Raw genomic sequence first — 18040 nt, forward strand, 5'->3', positions numbered from 1 at the left:
TCGCTGCCGACGGACGGCCCGAAAACGCTCAACGGCCTGATCCTCGAAACGCTCGAAGACATCCCCGACGGCGACGTTTCGGTGCAGATCGCGGGCGTGACCTTCGAAGTGATGCGCAGCGACGATCAGGCGATCCGAACCGTCAAGATTTTCCGCCCGCCCGAAGGCACGCGACACGCGCTGCGTTAGCCATTCGGACGACTGTGCGCCGGCGGCCGAGGACGGGATCATCGGATCATCTCGACTCGACCGCCGACGCCATGATTTCCCCTTCCTTCCGCGAAACGCCATCCGACCACGAGACGCCCGCCGTCTCGCTGCTCACCGACACCTTGCGCGAAGCCGCCGAGCGCGGCGCGTCCGATATCCATGTCGAACCGTCCGAGCACGCATGGCGCATCCGGCTGCGCGTCGATGGCGCGTTGCACGTATTGAAGCGCCCGCCGCCCCATTTGCGCGATGCGTTCGTCACGCGGATCAAGGTGCTGGCGCGAATGGACATCGCCGAGCGGCGCGTGCCGCAGGACGGCCGGCTGCGGCTGAATCTGCCGGGCGGGCGGATCGGCGACTATCGCGTCAATTCGCTGCCGACGCTCTTTGGCGAAAAACTCGTGCTGCGGCGGCTCGAAGCGCTGCCGCCCGACCTTTCGCTCGCCTCGCTCGGTCTCGACGACGCGCAAGGCCGCGCGGTCGAATCGGCGATTCGCGTGCCGCACGGTCTCGTCCTCGTGACCGGCCCGACCGGCAGCGGCAAGACCGTATCGCTCTACTGCTTCCTCCAGATGCTCAACGCGGAAGCCCGCAACGTGTGCTCGGTCGAGGATCCTGCCGAAATTCAACTTGCGGGCATCAATCAGGTGAGCGTGCGCGAAAAGGCGGGACTGACCTTCGCCGTGGCGCTGCGCGCGTTCATGCGTCAGGATCCGGATGTCATCATGGTCGGCGAAATACGCGACGCGGAAACGGCGGACGTCGCGGTGAAGGCTGCGCAAACGGGCCATCTCGTGCTCTCGACCTTGCACACGAACGATGCGCCCGCCGCGATCGCGCGTCTCATCGATATCGGCGTCGCGCCTTACAACCTCGCGTCGGCGCTCAAGCTCGTCACCGCGCAACGGCTCGTGCGCAAGCTGTGCGAGTTCTGCCGCGCGCCGTCGGCGTTGGCGCTCGCGGACGGGTTTCATCCGTTCGAGCCGCGCGGCTGTCCGGCGTGTCATGGCGTCGGTTATCGCGGGCGCGTCGGCGTGCACCAGGTGATGCCGGTATCGGATGAACTGCGCGAGTTGATCGTCTCGCGCGCCGCGACGCATGCGATCGCGCGCGCGGCGCAGGCGCAAGGCATGCCCGCGTTGCGCGATGCGGCGTTCGCGCGCGTGCGCGAAGGCGTAACGAGCGTCGCCGAAGCAGTCGACGCGACGGAGATCGAATGATGAACGACGCGCTCGAACTGCGCTTCGCGTGGCGCGGCATGGACAGCGAAGGCCAGCCGATGCGGGGAAAGATCATCGCCGCCGACGCACTCGCGGCCCGCGCGTCGCTGCGGCGCGAAGGCGTGATCGTCACCTTGCTCGAAACGCTCGGCGCCGCGCCGCCGCCCAAAGCGCGGACCGCCGACGTGACCGTCTTCACGCGACAGCTCGCCGGCCTGCTGCGCGCGGGACTGCCGCTCGTCGGCGCGCTCGAATTGCTCGCCGGCAGCGCGTCCGCCAGCGGAATGCCGCGCATCGTGCGCGCGCTGGCCCGCGATATCACGCGCGGCGTGCCATTCTCGGGCGCGCTGGCACGGCATCCGGCTGCGTTCGGCACGCTGTACTGCCAGCTGGTTTCGGTCGGTGAAGTCGCGGGTGCGTTGCCGACGGTGCTCGCCCGCCTCGCCGACGACCGCGAGCGGGCGGCGTCGCAACGGGCCAGATTGCGCGCCGCGCTCACCTATCCCGTGATGGTGCTGCTGCTTTCGCTCGCGATTACGGCGGGATTGCTGATCGGCGTCGTGCCGACCTTCAAGACGATCTTCGACGGCTTCGGCGCCGCGCTGCCCGCGCCGACGCGTTTCGTGCTCGCGCTTTCGGACGGCGTCGCGAATGTCGGCGTGCCGTTCGGGATTGCAGCCGCATCTGCGGTATTCATCGGATGGAATTGGATGAAGCGTTCGCCCGATGCACGCGCCGCCGCCGATCACGCCGCGCTGCGCCTGCCGCTTGCAGGCAAGCTGCTGCGCTCGCTCGCGGTCGCGCGATGGAGCCGCGCGCTCGGCACGCTGCTCTCGGCGGGCACGCCGCTGTCGGATGCGTTCAACTCACTCACGCATGCCACAGGAAACCGCGTGTTCGACCGCGCCACCGTCGACATCGCCGCGCGCCTGCACAACGGCGAGCGTCTCGCGGCCGCAATGCGCGCCGTCGGATGCTTTCCGCGGGACGTCGTGCAGCCGATCGCGGTCGCCGAAGAATCAGGCTCGCTCGATGCGATGCTTCTCGATCTAGCCACGCTCGCCGACCGTCAGGTGGACGAGCGCATCGGCGGCTTCGCGAGTCTTTGCGAGCCGATCGTCATCGCGGTGCTGGGCGCGCTCGTGGGCGGCCTTGTCATCGCGATGTATCTTCCTGTCATTCAGCTCGGCAACGTGGTGTAGCATCGCGGGCCAAAGCAACCGTTCGTCCATCATGCAGCCTTCGTTCGATCCGACCGCCGCGCATTTCGCGAGCCGCTATCTGGCGGCGTTCGCGGCGCTGCCCGTGGCCGTGCAGTACGGGTTCGCCATCGTGTTCGGCCTTGTGATCGGCAGTTTTCTTACTGTCGTCGTGCATCGTCTGCCCGTCATGCTCGAACGCGCATGGCGCGCGGAAGTCGACGCAGCCATTCCCGAGGCGTCCGATGCCACCAAATTCGCCGCCGCCGATCCCTATCCCGAGCGCTTCAATCTCGCCGTGCCGCGCAGCGCGTGCCCGCATTGCAAGCACGTGCTGCGCGCGTGGGAAAACATTCCCGTCATCAGCTATCTGGCCCTGCGCGGACGTTGCTCGGCATGCGGCGCACGCGTGAGCCCGCGCTATCCGCTGACCGAACTCGCGACCGGCGCGCTGGCGGCGCTATCGCTTTACGCGTTCGGTCCCACGTGGCCCGCGCTGGCCGCGCTCGGTCTATGCGCGGCCTTGCTGACGGCAGGGCTCATCGACTACGACACACGCTATCTTCCCGATGTGCTGACGCTGCCCCTGCTTTGGGCCGGGCTTCTCGTCAATTTCGGCGAAGGCGGATTCGCGACGCTGCACGACGCCGTGACGGGCGCAGTCGCAGGCTATCTGTTCCTGTGGTGCGTGTACTGGCTCTTCAAGCTCGTGCGCGGCGTGGAAGGCATGGGCTACGGCGACTTCAAGCTGCTCGCCGCGATCGGCGCGTGGCTCGGATGGTCGGCGCTCGCGCAAGTGCTTCTGATCGCGGCCGTCGCGGGCGCCGCGTTCGGCATCGTGGCGACGTGGCGCAAGCGCATGCGTTTCGAAGAGCCGTTGCCGTTCGGACCGTTTCTCGCGGCGGGCGGCGCGATCACGCTTTTCATCGGCACGCCGCTTTATGCATTGTTAGGTTGATCGAACCGAACGGAGCAACGGATGTTCAGCATTGGTCTTACCGGCGGCATCGGCAGCGGCAAGAGCACGGTCGCTGATCTCTTCGCAGCGCGCGGCGTGCCGCTGATCGACACGGACCTGATCGCGCATCGAATCACGGCGCCGGGCGGCGTCGCGATGCCGCTCATCGCGAGCGAATTCGGCGACGGATTCATCGCGGCGGACGGCTCGCTCGATCGCGCGAAGATGCGCGCGCTCGTCTTCGCCGACGACACCGCGAAGGCGCGCCTCGAAGGCATCGTGCATCCGCTGATTCGCGCCGAGACGGAACGCCAGCGGTTCGCGGCGCAGGGCGCGTATCACATCGTCGTGGTGCCCTTGCTCGTCGAGTCCGGTGAATGGGCGAGCCGCGTGTCGCGCGTGCTCGTGGTGGATTGCCCCCTCGAGACGCAGATCGCTCGCGTCATGCGGCGCAACGGCTTCACGCGCGAACAGGTACTCGCGATCATCGCGAAGCAGGCGTCTCGCGAAGCGCGTCTCGCGGCTGCCGACGACATCGTGCTCAACGATGAAACCGCCACGCTCGACACGCTCGCGCAGCAAGTCGAAACACTGCACGGCCGTTATCTTTCGCTTGCGTCCGCATGACGCGACGGCGATCGCCTGAGTTAGCGAAATCGTCGAAAAGTTCCCCGTTTTCCGCCGAAACGAGCCATTCGGCGCCCGAATATGGCCCGATTTGCTAGGGTGAGGATGCGGCATTAGAATGTGCTCACTTCCGCTCATGGAAGCAACCGACCCACGCCGAGGCGAGCGCGCTTGATCCTTTACGAGTATCCCTTCAACGAGCGAATCCGGACGCTGCTGCGCCTCGAAGACCTGTTCGAGCGCTTCACGTTCTTTCTGACTCAGGAAGACGCGCGAGAACATCACGTTGCACTCACGACGCTCTTCGAGATCGCGGAAGTCGCTGGCCGCACGGACCTCAAAGCCGACCTCATGAAGGAACTGGAACGGCAGCGGCAAACGCTCGCGCCGTTTCGCGGCAATCCGGGCATCGAACAGGAAGCGCTCGAAGCCGTGCTCGGCGAAATAGAGCAGACGCTCGCCGGCCTCACCGAAATGCACGGCAAGACCGGCCAGCATCTCGCCGACAACGAATGGCTCGCGAGCATCCGTAGCCGCACGATCATTCCCGGCGGAACGTGCAAGTTCGATTTGCCGTCGTATTACGCCTGGCAGCAGTTGCCGGTCGAGGAGCGCCGCCAGGACATCGCGAAGTGGGTCATGCCCATGCTCGCGTTGCGCGACGCGGCGGCCATCGTATTGCGGCTCGCGCGTGAGTCGGGTCAGGCATCGAAAGTCATGGCGATGCAGGGCAGCTACCAGCAGATGTTGTCCGGCCGCACGTATCAGCTGATGCAAGTGCGCGTCTCACCGGACACGCGCGTGATTCCGGAAGCAAGCGCGAACAAGTACATGCTGTGGGTGCGCTTCACGGTGCAGGACGGCGATCTGAAACCGCGCGCCGTCGATGTCGACGTGCCGTTTCATCTGACGCTTTGCAGCCTTTGAATCGGAACGGTTTGGCCTCATGTGGTCAAATATCGTCCGTAACCGGCTCAATTCGTATTCGTCATGACCACTGTCGTCAAATGTCCGACCTGCGGCAAGGATGTCCGCTGGGTTCCCGAAAACCGCTTTCGCCCGTTCTGTTCCGAGCGCTGCAAGCAGATCGATCTCGGCGCGTGGGCGGCCGAGAAGTACAAGATCGCGGGTAATTCGCAGGAAACGCCGCCGGACGAAGACAATCGCGGCGGACTCAACTGAGCGCCGTTATTCGCGCTCTTCCTCTTCGAGCCATTCCAGAATCGGAATGGCTGCCGGCAGGAGCGGCGCGACCTCGACGGGAAGCGTCTGCCAGGCGATCGCCTGACCTTCGCGGCCGACCGGCGAACCGTTCCACTCCGTCACCTTGCAGAAGAAAAGCCGCACGTACGCATGGGGATAATCATGCTCCAGCGTGCGCCAGAGCTGGCACGCGGTGACATCGATGCCGAGTTCCTCGTGCAGTTCGCGACCGAGCGCCGCCTCGATGCTCTCGCCCGGCTCCAGCTTGCCACCGGGAAACTCCCAGTAACCTTCATACGGTTTGCCCGCGGGCCGCTGCGCAAGCAGATAGCGCCCGTCGTGCTGCACCATCACGCCGACGGCCACTTCGGTCACCTTGCGGCCATCGGGCGCGATGTCCGGCTTCGCATCGGTCATTGCTTGCGTCCCGACCAGTCGCGCGCGAATTGCCACGCCACGCGGCCCGAGCGCGATCCGCGTTCGAGCGCCCACACGAGCGCATCGCCGCGTGCGCTTTCGACTTCGGCGTCGGCGCAGCCGAAGTGCTTCAGCCAGTGTCCGACGATCGACAGATAGTCGTCCTGCTTGAACGGATAGAAGCTGACCCAAAGGCCGAAGCGCTCGGAAAGCGAAATCTTTTCTTCGACCACTTCGCCAGGATGAATCTCGCCGTCGGACGTGTGCTTGTACGTCTCGTTGTCGCTCATGTATTCGGGCAACAGATGGCGGCGGTTCGACGTCGCGTAGATGAGCACGTTGTCCGATTGCGCGGCGACGGAGCCGTCGAGCGCGACCTTCAGCGCCTTGTAGCCCGACTCGCCTTCCTCGAACGAGAGATCGTCGCAGAAGACGATGAAACGCTCGGGCCGCGTGGAGATCAGATCGACGATATCGCCGAGATCATGCAGATCGTCCTTGTCGACTTCGATCAGGCGCAAGCCGTCCTTCGCATACGCGTTCAGACACGCCTTGATCAGCGACGACTTGCCCGTGCCGCGCGCGCCCGTCAGCAGAACGTTGTTCGCGGGCAGCTTGTTCACGAACTGTTGCGTGTTCTGCCGAATGAGCGATTTCTGACGATCGATGTTCTGAAGGTCGTCGAGCGAGATCTGCGAGATGGCGGAAACGGGTTGCAGGAAGCCGCGTCCCTGACGCTTGCGCCAGCGAAACGCCACCGCGGATTCCCAGTCGATATCGGGCGCGGCGGGCGGCAACATGCCTTCGATGCGCGCCAGCACCGCTTCGGCGCGCGTGAGAAATTGTTCGAGTTTATCCATCGAGTTGTCCGCGTTCAGGAGCGATAGTCGGCGTTGATGCTCACGTAATCATGCGAAAGGTCGCAGGTCCAGACGGTCGCTTGCGCGTCGCCGCGCCCGAGCACGACGCGAATCAGGATCTCGCTCTTCTTCATCACGCGCTGGCCGTCTTCTTCCTTGTACGCGGGATTGCGCCCGCCGGCTTTCGCGACCAGCACGTCATCGAGATAAAGATCGATCTTGCCGACATCGAGATCCGTTACGCCCGCATAACCGATCGCAGCGAGAATGCGGCCGAGGTTCGGATCGGACGCGTAGAACGCGGTCTTAACGAGCGGCGAATGGCCGATCGCGTAGGCAATCTGACGGCACTCCGCCGCGTCCTGGCCGCCCTCCACCGTGATCGTCATGAACTTGGTCGCGCCTTCGCCGTCGCGCACGATGAGTTGCGCGAGTTCCTGCGCCACTTCGGTCACGGCGTCGCGCAATGCGGCGTACGCGGGCGAATCCGTCGATGTGATCGGGGGCAGCGACGACTTCCCCGACGCGATCAGGATGAACGAATCGTTGGTGGACGTATCGCCGTCTATCGTGATGCAGTTGAACGAACGATTCGCGACGTGCTTCACGAGCTGATCGAGGACCGGCTGCGCGACGTTCGCATCGAATGCGAGGAAGCCGAGCATCGTCGCCATGTTCGGGCGGATCATGCCCGCGCCCTTGCTGATGCCCGACAGCGTGACGACGTGACCGTCGATCGTTACCTGGCGCGACGCCGCCTTCGGCAGCGTGTCGGTCGTCATGATCGCTTGCGCGGCGTCGAACCAGTGCGCGGCTTGTTGATTCGCGAGCGCGGCGGGCAGACCGGCCTTCAGGCGATCGATCGGCAGCGGCTCCAGAATCACCCCGGTCGAGAACGGCAGGATTTGCTGCGCATCGAGATTGGCGAGACGCGCGAGCTCCGCGCAGGTTTCGCGCGCGTGCGCCATGCCCGGCTCGCCGGTGCCCGCGTTCGCGTTGCCCGTATTCACGACGAGCGCACGAATGCCCTTGCCGCCTTGGCCCGCCGCCGCGAGATGCTCACGGCAGACCGTAACCGGCGCGGCGCAGAAGCGATTCTGCGTGAAAACGCCCGCGACGCTCGCGCCTTCATCGACGCGAATGACGAGCACGTCCTTGCGATTGGGCTTGCGAATGTTCGCCTCCGCGTAACCGAGCGTGACGCCGGGGACGGGATGAAGCGCTGCGGGATCGATCGAGGGGAAGTTGACGGCCATGTTCGCGTCTCGCTGAAAGTGGCGAATGCCGGCTCATCGAACCGGCACATGATGAAAGACTGACGCCGGTCAGCGGATTCGAACCGGCGCCGTGAATGATGGATGCTGCAAAGACAAACGACGCATCGCTGCGTCGCTTGTTCGTCAGGTCACGAGCCGATTACACCAGCTTGCCGTGACAGTTCTTGTACTTCTTGCCGCTGCCGCACGGGCACGGATCGTTGCGGCCGACCTTCGGCACGTCGTCCGAAGGACGCGTCGCCACGCTGATGTCGTCGCCGGCGGCCATCGCCTGGCTGACCATCTGCGCGGTGGCGCTCGCCGCCGCCGCGGCGGGCGTCGGCTCGGCGGCCGGCGCGTTGAAATCCGCGTGCGTGAACGACACGTTTTCCAGATGGCTGCCTTTCTCTTCGTACTGCTCGGCGGCTTCTTCGAGCTGCTCCGGCGACTGGATCTGCACGTTCATCACGACGCGCGTGACTTCCTGCTTCACGGCGTCGAGCATCGCGGCGAACAGTTCGAACGCCTCGCGCTTGTATTCCTGCTTCGGGTTCTTCTGCGCATAGCCGCGCAGATGGATGCCCTGCCGCAAGTGATCGAGCGCGGCGAGATGCTCGCGCCAGCGGCTATCGAGCGTCTGCAGCATGATCGAGCGCTCGAACGCGCTGAACGATTCGCGGCCGACCATCGCGACCTTCGCTTCGTACGCTTCGTCGGCGGCGGCGAGCACGGCTTCGCAAATTTCTTCCGCGTCGATCGAATTCGACTCGTTGATCATCTCCTGAACCGCGAGATCGAGCGACCAGTCGTTGCGCAGCACTTCTTCCAGCTCCGGCGCTTCCCACTGCTCTTCGATGCTGCCCGCCGGCACGAAGGTTCGCACGACGTCGCCGATCACGCTTTGACGCATCGCCGCGATGGTTTCCTGCACGTCGTTCGCTTCGAGCAGTTCGTTACGCTGCTGATAGATGACCTTGCGCTGATCGTTCGCGACGTCGTCGTATTCGAGCAGTTGCTTGCGGATGTCGAAGTTGCGCGCTTCGACCTTGCGCTGCGCACCTTCGATCGAACGCGTGACCATGCCTGCTTCGATCGGCTCGCCTTCCGGCATCTTCAGGCGATCCATGATCGCGCGCACGCGGTCGCCCGCGAAAATGCGCAGAAGCGGATCGTCCAGCGACAGATAGAAGCGCGACGAACCCGGATCGCCCTGACGGCCCGCGCGGCCGCGCAGCTGGTTGTCGATACGGCGCGACTCGTGACGCTCGGTGCCGATGATATGCAGACCGCCCGCCGCCTTCACGTGATCGTGCAGCGCCTGCCATTCGTCGTGCAGCTTCTGGATGCGCGCGGCTTTCTCGTTCTCGGGGATCGAGAGATCCGCTTCGATGAACGACGCCTGCTTCTCGACGTTGCCGCCAAGCACGATGTCCGTGCCGCGGCCGGCCATGTTCGTCGCGATCGTGACGGCGGCCGGACGGCCCGCTTCCGCGACGATCGTCGCTTCGCGCGCGTGCTGTTTCGCGTTGAGCACTTCGTGCTTCACGCCCGCCTGCGTGAGCAGGTGCGACAGCAATTCGGACGCTTCGATCGACGTCGTGCCGACGAGCGTCGGCTGACCGCGCTCGACGCAATCGCGGATGTCGCGAATCACCGCGTCGTAACGCTCTTTCGACGTCTTGTAGATCTGATCCTGCTTGTCGACGCGCTTCGGCGGACGGTTGGTCGGAATCACGACCGTTTCGAGGCCGTAGATTTCGTTGAATTCGTAGGCTTCCGTGTCCGCCGTGCCGGTCATGCCGGACAGCTTCGAGTACATGCGGAAATAGTTCTGCAGCGTGATGGACGCGAGCGTCTGGTTCTCGGCCTGAATCTGGACGTGTTCCTTCGCTTCGACCGCCTGATGCAGACCGTCCGACCAGCGGCGGCCGGTCATCATGCGGCCGGTGAATTCGTCGACGATCACGACTTCGCCGTTCTGCACCACGTAGTGCTGATCGCGCAGGAAAAGCGTATGCGCGCGCAACGCGGCATAGATGTGGTGCATCAGCGTGATGTTCTGCGGCGCGTAGAGACTCTCGCCTTCGCCGATCAAACCCCACTCGGCGAGCAGGCGCTCGGCCTTCTCGTGGCCCGATTCGGTCAGGAACACCTGACGCGCTTTTTCATCGAGCGTGTAATCGCCCGGCTTTTCGACGCCGGTGCCGTCGGCCTTCTCTTCGCCGATCTGCTGCTCGAGCAGCGGCGGCAGCGCGTTCATGCGCACGTAGAGATCGGTGTGATCTTCAGCCTGACCGGAGATGATGAGCGGCGTGCGTGCCTCGTCGATGAGGATCGAGTCCACTTCGTCGACGATCGCGAAATTGAGCGGCCGCTGCACGCGCGCGTTGGTCTCGTAGACCATGTTGTCGCGCAGATAATCGAAACCGAACTCGTTGTTCGTGCCGTACGTGATGTCCGCCGCGTACGCTTCCTGCTTCTGCGAGTGTTCCATCTGCGACAGATTCACGCCGCACGACAGACCGAGGAAGTTGTAGAGGCGCGCCATCCATTCGGCATCGCGCTGGGCGAGGTAGTCGTTCACCGTCACGACGTGCACGCCGCGGCCCGACAGTGCATTCAAATACGCGGCGAGCGTCGCGACGAGCGTCTTGCCCTCGCCGGTACGCATTTCCGCAATCTTGCCGTAATGCAGGACCATGCCGCCGATGAGCTGCACGTCGAAGTGGCGCATCTTCAGGACGCGCTTGCTCGCCTCGCGGCAGACCGCGAATGCCTCGGGCAGGATCACGTCGAGCGATTCGCCGCCCGCGACGCGCTGGCGGAACTCATCGGTCTTGGCGCGCAGCTGGTCGTCCGAATACTTCTCGACGGTCGGCTCGAGGGCATTGATTGCCGCAACGGTCTTTTGATACTGCTTGACCAGCCGCTGATTGCGGCTGCCAAAAATCTTCTGAAGGAAACCGGTCGTCATCGGATCAGTGTCTGCGTCGCGGCTTCGGACGGCCACAGCACAAAGCTGCGTCCGGGCTCGGAGAACCTCGGCGACTTAAGTCCATAAGGTGAAATTCGAATCGGGAATTTTAGCATGTGAGTTTGGCAGACCTTGCGTCGGCGTGCCCGCGCGTGCGTAGACGGAACGCGACAGTCAACCCGCTGAAAGCTCGGGCGAAACTCGTTTCCCCGCCCGAAGCAACGGGCCGCCTCGCGTACAATCGAACCGTTCCGTCGGGCCTGCGCCTATACAAAAATGAGCCGCTTTTCTACGAATTCAAGATCGGGTTTCGATCCGCGGCGGCCGCAAGCCGTCGCCGATGTCCTCGATCGCACCGATGCGTTCCGCGCGTTGCGCGCGGGCGTCGAGCAAGTGGCGGCGCTGCAGCGCGATCTGAGCTCGCTTTTGCCGGATTATCTGGCGTCGAACGTGGAACCGGGGTTCATCAAGGACGGAGTCCTCGCGCTTTTCGCCGCGCACAACGCGCTGGCGGCGCGGCTGCGGCATATCGAGCCGCGTCTGCTTTCCGACCTGCAACAACGCGGCTGGGCCGTCAACGCGCTGAAAATCCGCGTCCGTCCGCAGCCGATGAAAGAATCCGCGCCGCCGAAGCAGGCGCGCATGTCGGCGGCGGGCGCATCGGCGCTGCATGATCTGGCGGCCTCGCTCGAGCCGTCGCCTCTACAGGAAGCGCTCGCGCGGATGGCGGCGCGGCATCAGGCGCGCGGACAAAAAAAATGAGCGGCGCCCGGCCGCTCATTCTTGTTCATCCGTTGAGGCTTTCAGTTAAGCAAACGCCGTCTGCGTGTCGAAACCGAAACCGCGCGGTGCGGTTTTCGTATCTTCAAATGTGACGATTTCATAAGCGTCTTCGTTCGCGAGCAACTCACGCAGCAGCATGTTGTTCATCGCGTGACCGCCCTTGTACGCCTTGTACGACGCCAGCAACGGACGGCCGACCACGTACAGGTCGCCGATCGCGTCGAGCATCTTGTGCTTCACGAATTCGTCGTCGTAACGCAGGCCGTCATTGTTGAGGATGCGGTACTCGTCGAGCACGATCGCGTTGTCCATGCTGCCGCCGCGCGCGAGCCCCAGTTCGCGCATCATCTCCACTTCATGCGCGAAGCCGAACGTGCGGGCGCGCGCGATTTCACGCACATACGACGTGGTCGCGAAATCCACTTCGAGCGCCTGACCGGTCTTGTCGACGGCCGGATGGCGGAAATCGATCGTGAAGCTCAGCTTGAAGCCGAAATACGGTTCCAGGCGCGCGAATTTGTCGCCGTCGCGCACTTCGATGGGCTTCGTCACCTTGATGAATTGCTTCGGCGCGTTCTGCTCTTCGATACCCGCCGATTGAATCAGAAACACGAACGATGCCGCGCTGCCGTCCATGATCGGGATTTCCTCGGCGGTCACATCGACATACAGATTGTCGATGCCGAGGCCCGCGCACGCCGACATCAAATGCTCGATGGTCGAGACGCGCGCGCCGTCCTTCTGCAGCACGGAAGCGAGACGCGTGTCGCCAATCGCCATCGCGGACGCGGGAATATCGACCGGCTCGGGCAGGTCGATACGCGAAAAGACGATGCCCGTCCCGATCGGCGCTGGGCGCAGGGTCAGGTCGACCTTGCGGCCGGAATGGAGCCCGATCCCCACGGTTTTGACGACGGTCTTGATTGTTCGCTGCTTCAACATGATGTTCTTTCCGATTCAAGATCCTATAAAGGAAATTAATCGTGCGTTAAATTCTAATAGGTCGAATTATACTCCATTCGCCGCATGCCGTCCTGATCCAGGTGGTATCAACTGTTTCCCTGTGTTACGCCAAGGCGAAGGATTTGTGAAGTAGAACGGGCCGATGGCCGGAATGGAGGCATTTCCGGTCATCGGCCCCAAATTGCAGCTCAATGCGAGGGCGCTTCAAGCGTTGCGCGCGGGCAACGCGGCGCGCCGCTGCACTCAGCGCAACGTCGCCAGGATACTGCGAGCGTCGCTGACTTCGAACTTGCCGGGCGCTTCGACATTCAGCGTCTTGACCACGCCGTCGTCGACCACCATCGCGTAGCGCTGGGAACGGATTCCCATGCCACGCTCGGACAAATCCTGATCCAGTCCGAGTGCCTGAGTGAAACGCGCACTGCCGTCCGCAATCATCTTCACCTTGCCCGCGGTTTGAAGATCGCGTCCCCACGCGTTCATGACGAACGCGTCGTTGACGGAAACGCACCAGACTTCGTCGACGCCTGCCGCGGACAAATCCGCCGCCGCTTCGACATAGCCGGGCACGTGTCTGGCGGAGCACGTCGGCGTGAACGCGCCCGGCAATCCGAAGATCACCACGCGCTTGCCTGCGCTCCGCTCGCGCACCGGGAACGCATTCGGTCCCACGGCACAGCCCTCGGTGGCCTCGTCGATGAACTCGAAGAGACGCACGTCGGGCAACGTTTCACCCACTTTGATCATGCTCGGTCCTTCCCTCATCAGTGCTCGCGGACATCCTCGCGATCGCATCGTCCCGCAACCGCGCCGAAAGTCTCCGCAGCGATTTCGGCTTCACTCTGCCTTCCTCGACGTCAGGGGCAGATTCGTGGAGGTCGGCTGGCCACGGCCCGGCGTCCGTTTTGCATCAGGACGCGGCCTTGGACAGTCGCCCCACGCGAAGCCTGCATCGTGCGCGCCGGACGTTCAGCGCGTGCACGCGGTGTGCCGCTTCGTCACGAACTCAGCAGCAAATAACGTGCGCTTCGCTCAGTCCGCCTGCTTGCGCAGGAACGCCGGAATGTCGTAAGTATCGACGCCTTTTTCCTGCAGCGCCTGCACGTGCGAAGCCGCCGTTTCACGCGTCGAGCGCCACACTGCCGGCGTGTCGAGCTGACCGTAATCCGTCGTGCTCTGACCGTGCTGCGTACCGTACGAATTGTGCGCGGCGGCGTGATGCGCGTGTGCGACCGGCTGATTGTCGGTGCCCGTGCGCAGGAGGGTCATCGGCGCTTGCTGCTGCTTCTTCGCCGCGCGGCCCAGGCCCGTCGCCACCACCGTCACGCGCAGCGCGTCGCCCATCGCGTCGTCGTACACGGCGCCGAAGATGACCGTTGCATCGTCGGCTGCGTAGGACTTGATGGTGTTCATCACTTCACGCGTTTCCGACAGACGCAGCGAACGGCTCGACGTGATATTCACCAGCACGCCGCGCGCACCCGACAGATCCACGCCTTCCAGCAGCGGACTCGCGACCGCCTGTTCCGCGGCGAGACGCGCGCGATCGACGCCGGCAACCGTCGCCGTGCCCATCATCGCCTTGCCCTGCTCGCCCATCACCGTCTTCACGTCTTCGAAGTCGACGTTCACGAGACCATCGACGTTGATGATTTCAGCGATACCGGCGACAGCGTTGTTCAGCACGTCGTCCGCGCACTGGAAGCACTTGTCCATCTCGGCGTCATCGCCCATCACCTCGAACAGCTTGTCGTTCAGCACGACGATCAGCGAGTCGACGTGATCCTCCAGTTGCTGCGAGCCCGCTTCCGCGACGCGCATGCGGCGGCCGCCTTCGAACTCGAACGGCTTGCTCACGACGCCAACGGTGAGAATGCCCATTTCCTTGGCGATCTGCGCGACCACCGGCGCCGCGCCCGTGCCCGTGCCGCCGCCCATGCCCGCGGTGATGAACACCATGTGCGCGCCGCGCAGTGCGTCGGCGATACGCTCGCGCGCGTCTTCCGCCGCTTCCTTGCCCTTCTCCGGCTTCGCGCCAGCGCCGAGACCGGTCATGCCCAGTTGCAGAACCGCCGGCGCGCGCGAACGGGCGAGCGCTTGCGCGTCGGTGTTCATCACGATGAAGTCGACGCCCTGCACGCCGCGGTTGATCATGTGCTGAACCGCGTTGCCGCCAGCACCACCAACGCCCACGACCTTGATGATCGTTCCGTTGGTTTCCGTTTCCAGCATTTCGAAATCCATGTTGCCTCCGTCAAGAATGAAGATCGGCGTTATTCGACGAGAGATCGGGCAACCCCTTGTCGCGCACCAGCCGCCGGTACCGGCGCGAAATTCTTTTTGTTGCGTGTTGCGTATTGCTTAGAAATTCCCGAGGAACCAGTCTTTCATCCGCGAGAAGACTTGTCCCATCGAACCGTTCTGTACCGCGACCTTGCGGCCGCGCATGCGTTGCGAGCGTCCTTCGGCGAGCAGGCCCATTGCCGTCGAATAGCGCGGATTGCGCACGACATCGGCAAGGCCGCCCGCGTATTCCGGCACGCCGATGCGCACCGGTTTCAGGAAGATGTCTTCGCCGAGCTCGACCATGCCGGGCATCATCGCCGCGCCGCCGGTCAGCACGACGCCGCTCGACAGCAGTTCTTCATAGCCCGACTCGCGCACGACCTGCTGCACCAGCGAGAACAGCTCTTCGACGCGCGGCTCCACGACCGCCGCCAGCGCCTGCCGCGACAGCGTGCGCGGACCGCGCTCGCCCAGCCCCGGCACTTCGATCATTTCGTCCGGATCAGCGAGCGCCTGCTTCGCGATGCCGTAGCTCACCTTGATGTCTTCCGCATCCGGCGTCGGCGTGCGCAGCGCCATCGCGACGTCGCTCGTGATCTGATCGCCCGCGATGGGAATCACCGCCGTATGTCGGATCGCGCCTTCGCTGAAGATGGCGATGTCCGTCGTGCCGCCGCCGATATCGACGAGCACCACGCCCAGTTCCTTCTCGTCCTCGGTCAGCACCGCAAGCGACGACGCGAGCGGCTGCAGAATGAGGTCGTTCACTTCGAGGCCGCAGCGGCGCACGCACTTCACGATGTTCTGCGCCGCGCTCACCGCGCCCGTCACGATGTGCACCTTCACTTCGAGGCGGATGCCGCTCATGCCGATCGGCTCGCGCACATCCTCTTGCCCGTCGATGATGAATTCCTGGGTGAGGATATGCAGCACCTGCTGATCGGTCGGGATGTTGATCGCCTTGGCCGTTTCGATCACGCGCGCGACATCCGCCTGCGTGACCTCCTTGTCCTTGATCGCGACCATCCCGCTCGAATTGAAGCTGCGGATATGGCTGCCCGCGATCCCGGTGAATACGTTTGTGATCTTGCAATCCGCCATCAGTTCGGCTTCTTCGAGCGCGCGCTGGATGGATTGCACCGTGGCCTCGATATTGACCACGACGCCCTTCTTCAACCCCTTCGAGTCGCTCTGACCGAGTCCGATTACCTCGTAGTGGCCTTCGCCCTTCAATTCGGCGACGATCGCGACCACCTTCGACGTTCCGATGTCGAGGGAAACCAGCAGGTCTTTGTAGTCTTTGCTCATAGCGTGCTCATGCCTGTGATGTCTGCTTACTTCTTGGCCTTGTCGGTGTCGTTGATGAAGCGCATGTTCGCGGCTCGTATGGCAAAGCCGTTCGGGTACCGCAAATCCGCATATTCGATGTCCTTCCCCCAGCGTCCCGTGACGGACGGCCACGACGCGACGAAACGCTTGCAACGGTCGTTCAGCGTGTCCTGATTACGCTCGCGTCCGAGTTCGACCTGCGTGCCGTTCGACAGCTTGACCGTCCACGCGAAGCGCGGCGACAGCGTGACTTCTTCCGGCTTCGCGTCGAGCGGCGCGAACCACTTCTCGAAATCGTGATACCGCGCGACCACTTCCTTCGCCGTGCCCTCGGGGCCGTCGAACGCGGGCAGATCGTCGTCGAGTTCGCCCTGATTCGCGGTGAAGAGATCGCCGTCCACACTCACCAGTTGATCGTTCCCCCACGTGCCGAGCGGCTTGTATTCCTCGAGCGTCACCGCGAGCGCGTTCGGCCATACGCGGCGCACGCTCGCGTGGCGCACCCACGGCACCTGCTCGAACGCGGCGCGCGCCGCATCGAGATCGACCGTGAAGTAGTTGCCCTTCAGATGACCGATCACGCTTGCCCGCACGACCGGCGAGCTGATGTGCGCCGTATCCCCGTCGATCTGAATCTCGCGCAGGCGAAACTCGGGACGCTGGATCGCCCAGTACCCCGCGGCGCCGAGAAGCAGCAGCACGAGCACGACGTGCAGCCCGTTGGCGGCGAGGTTGAGTTGGCGAACGTTGTTCCACATGGTTTCGCTTGTTCGTGTCCTGTGTGTGATCGACCTAGTTCTTCAGCGTGAGCGACAGCACTTTCACGACGAGATCCTTGTAGCTGATGCCGACCGCGCGCGCGGCTTTCGGCGGCAGAGAGTGATCGGTCATGCCGGGCGCCGTGTTCACCTCGAGGAAATACGGGTTGCCGTCCGAGTCGAGCATGAAGTCCGCGCGACCCCAGTCGGTGCAGCCGAGAATCTCGAAGGCGCGCTTCGTCAGCTGCTTCATGCGCGTTTCTTCGGCTTCGGTCAGGCCGCACGGAATCAGGTACTGCGTGTCGTCCGCGACGTACTTCGCGTGATAGTCGTAGAACTCGCCCGCCGGCACGATCTTGATGACCGGCAAGTCGAGATCGCCCGCGATGCAGCACGTAAATTCGCCGCCGCCCTCGATGCTCTTCTCGACGATCACGATCTTGTCGTAATTCACCGCTTCTTCGAGCGCGGGCACGAGCGTTTCCGCGCTCTTCACCTTGATGACCGCGACGCTCGATCCTTCGCTCGCCGGCTTGACGAAGAGCGGCAGCCCGAGCTTCGCGATGATGTCCTGCGCGCGCGCCGCGTAGTCTTCGCCGCGAAAGACGGTTTCGAACGGCGGCGTGGGAATGCCGGTCTGCTGCCACACGAGCTTCGTGCGCAGCTTGTCCATGCCGAGCGCCGAGCCGAGCACGCCGCTGCCCGTATAGCGGATGCCGTAGAAATCGAGCGCGCCCTGCAGTTGCCCGTTCTCGCCGTAACCGCCATGCAGCGCGATGAACGCGCGCACGAAGCCTTGCGCCTTCAGATCCGAAAGCGGATGCCGCGCCGGATCGAACGCGTGCGCGTCGATGCCCGCCTCGCGCAAGCCTTCGAGCACGAGGCGCCCGGAATTGAGCGAGACCTCGCGTTCGGCGGAATTGCCACCGAGCAGCACCGCGACTTTGCCGAAGACTTTCGGATCGATTTGATTCACTTGATTGCTCATGGTCTTGCT

Annotated in this window: 18 protein-coding genes; 8 read left to right on the forward strand and 10 right to left on the reverse strand. The window is 63.9% G+C overall.

What is annotated here, in order from left to right; genetic code table 11:
• The 7 genes from QCE49_RS11240 to yacG form a co-directional block, all read left to right on the forward strand.
• On the forward strand, positions 1-189 hold a 189-nt coding region (locus QCE49_RS11240; RefSeq protein WP_309805959.1), incomplete at its 5' end, for a transporter associated domain-containing protein.
• Positions 190-260: 71 nt separating this feature from the next.
• Positions 261-1430, forward strand: coding sequence for a GspE/PulE family protein (locus QCE49_RS11245; RefSeq protein ID WP_250458963.1), 1170 nt, complete (start codon positions 261-263; stop codon positions 1428-1430).
• Positions 1427-2632: a type II secretion system F family protein gene (locus QCE49_RS11250; RefSeq protein ID WP_250458961.1), complete on the forward strand. Its 1206-nt coding sequence runs from the start codon at positions 1427-1429 to the stop codon at positions 2630-2632. The genes QCE49_RS11245 and QCE49_RS11250 overlap by 4 nt, the downstream gene beginning before the upstream one ends.
• Before the next feature lie 31 nt (positions 2633-2663).
• Positions 2664-3587: an A24 family peptidase gene (locus tag QCE49_RS11255; protein WP_034471455.1), complete on the forward strand. Its 924-nt coding sequence runs from the start codon at positions 2664-2666 to the stop codon at positions 3585-3587.
• Between the two features lie 21 nt (positions 3588-3608).
• Positions 3609-4214, forward strand: coding sequence for a dephospho-CoA kinase (coaE, locus tag QCE49_RS11260; RefSeq protein WP_175982748.1), 606 nt, complete (start codon positions 3609-3611; stop codon positions 4212-4214).
• 171 nt (positions 4215-4385) lie between these two features.
• On the forward strand, positions 4386-5141 hold the full coding sequence (gene zapD, locus QCE49_RS11265; RefSeq protein ID WP_008342965.1) for a cell division protein ZapD: 756 nt from the start codon (positions 4386-4388) through the stop codon (positions 5139-5141).
• A gap of 63 nt (positions 5142-5204) precedes the next feature.
• Entirely contained in the window at positions 5205-5396 is a 192-nt protein-coding gene (yacG, locus tag QCE49_RS11270) for a DNA gyrase inhibitor YacG (RefSeq protein WP_008342966.1), read from the forward strand.
• A 6-nt stretch (positions 5397-5402) separates the two neighbouring features.
• Here yacG and QCE49_RS11275 read toward each other — a convergent pair whose 3' ends face one another.
• From QCE49_RS11275 to secA, 4 genes are all read right to left on the reverse strand, one after another.
• Entirely contained in the window at positions 5403-5834 is a 432-nt protein-coding gene (locus QCE49_RS11275) for an NUDIX domain-containing protein (protein ID WP_008342968.1), read from the reverse strand.
• Positions 5831-6694, reverse strand: a complete 864-nt coding sequence (locus tag QCE49_RS11280; protein ID WP_239295169.1) for an ATP-binding protein — start codon at positions 6692-6694, stop codon at positions 5831-5833. The genes QCE49_RS11275 and QCE49_RS11280 overlap by 4 nt, the downstream gene beginning before the upstream one ends.
• A gap of 14 nt (positions 6695-6708) precedes the next feature.
• Positions 6709-7950: a bifunctional glutamate N-acetyltransferase/amino-acid acetyltransferase ArgJ gene (argJ, locus tag QCE49_RS11285; protein WP_239295170.1), complete on the reverse strand. Its 1242-nt coding sequence runs from the start codon at positions 7948-7950 to the stop codon at positions 6709-6711.
• 160 nt (positions 7951-8110) lie between these two features.
• On the reverse strand, positions 8111-10924 hold the full coding sequence (secA, locus tag QCE49_RS11290) for a preprotein translocase subunit SecA (RefSeq protein WP_250458959.1): 2814 nt from the start codon (positions 10922-10924) through the stop codon (positions 8111-8113).
• 276 nt (positions 10925-11200) lie between these two features.
• Between secA and QCE49_RS11295 the strand changes: the two genes are divergently transcribed.
• Complete coding sequence (locus QCE49_RS11295; protein ID WP_008342974.1) at positions 11201-11686, forward strand: DUF721 domain-containing protein; 486 nt, start codon at positions 11201-11203, stop codon at positions 11684-11686.
• Between the two features lie 45 nt (positions 11687-11731).
• On the opposite strand, the gene lpxC is transcribed toward QCE49_RS11295, so the two are convergent.
• From lpxC to QCE49_RS11325, 6 genes are all read right to left on the reverse strand, one after another.
• Positions 11732-12649: a UDP-3-O-acyl-N-acetylglucosamine deacetylase gene (gene lpxC, locus QCE49_RS11300; RefSeq protein ID WP_008342975.1), complete on the reverse strand. Its 918-nt coding sequence runs from the start codon at positions 12647-12649 to the stop codon at positions 11732-11734.
• Positions 12650-12913: 264 nt separating this feature from the next.
• Positions 12914-13417, reverse strand: a complete 504-nt coding sequence (locus tag QCE49_RS11305; protein WP_250458950.1) for a peroxiredoxin — start codon at positions 13415-13417, stop codon at positions 12914-12916.
• Positions 13418-13702: 285 nt separating this feature from the next.
• Complete coding sequence (gene ftsZ, locus QCE49_RS11310; protein ID WP_008342979.1) at positions 13703-14914, reverse strand: cell division protein FtsZ; 1212 nt, start codon at positions 14912-14914, stop codon at positions 13703-13705.
• 117 nt (positions 14915-15031) lie between these two features.
• On the reverse strand, positions 15032-16264 hold the full coding sequence (gene ftsA / locus QCE49_RS11315) for a cell division protein FtsA (protein ID WP_008342980.1): 1233 nt from the start codon (positions 16262-16264) through the stop codon (positions 15032-15034).
• A 26-nt stretch (positions 16265-16290) separates the two neighbouring features.
• The gene (locus QCE49_RS11320) at positions 16291-17043 is read right to left on the reverse strand and encodes a cell division protein FtsQ/DivIB (RefSeq protein WP_008342982.1); all 753 of its coding nucleotides are present in this window, start codon (positions 17041-17043) and stop codon (positions 16291-16293) included.
• 34 nt (positions 17044-17077) lie between these two features.
• Positions 17078-18019, reverse strand: a complete 942-nt coding sequence (locus QCE49_RS11325; protein ID WP_008342984.1) for a D-alanine--D-alanine ligase — start codon at positions 18017-18019, stop codon at positions 17078-17080.
• Between the last annotated feature and the right edge of the window lie 21 nt (positions 18020-18040).

Source organism: Caballeronia sp. LZ008 (assembly GCF_031451435.1).
Lineage (GTDB): Bacteria > Pseudomonadota > Gammaproteobacteria > Burkholderiales > Burkholderiaceae > Caballeronia > Caballeronia zhejiangensis.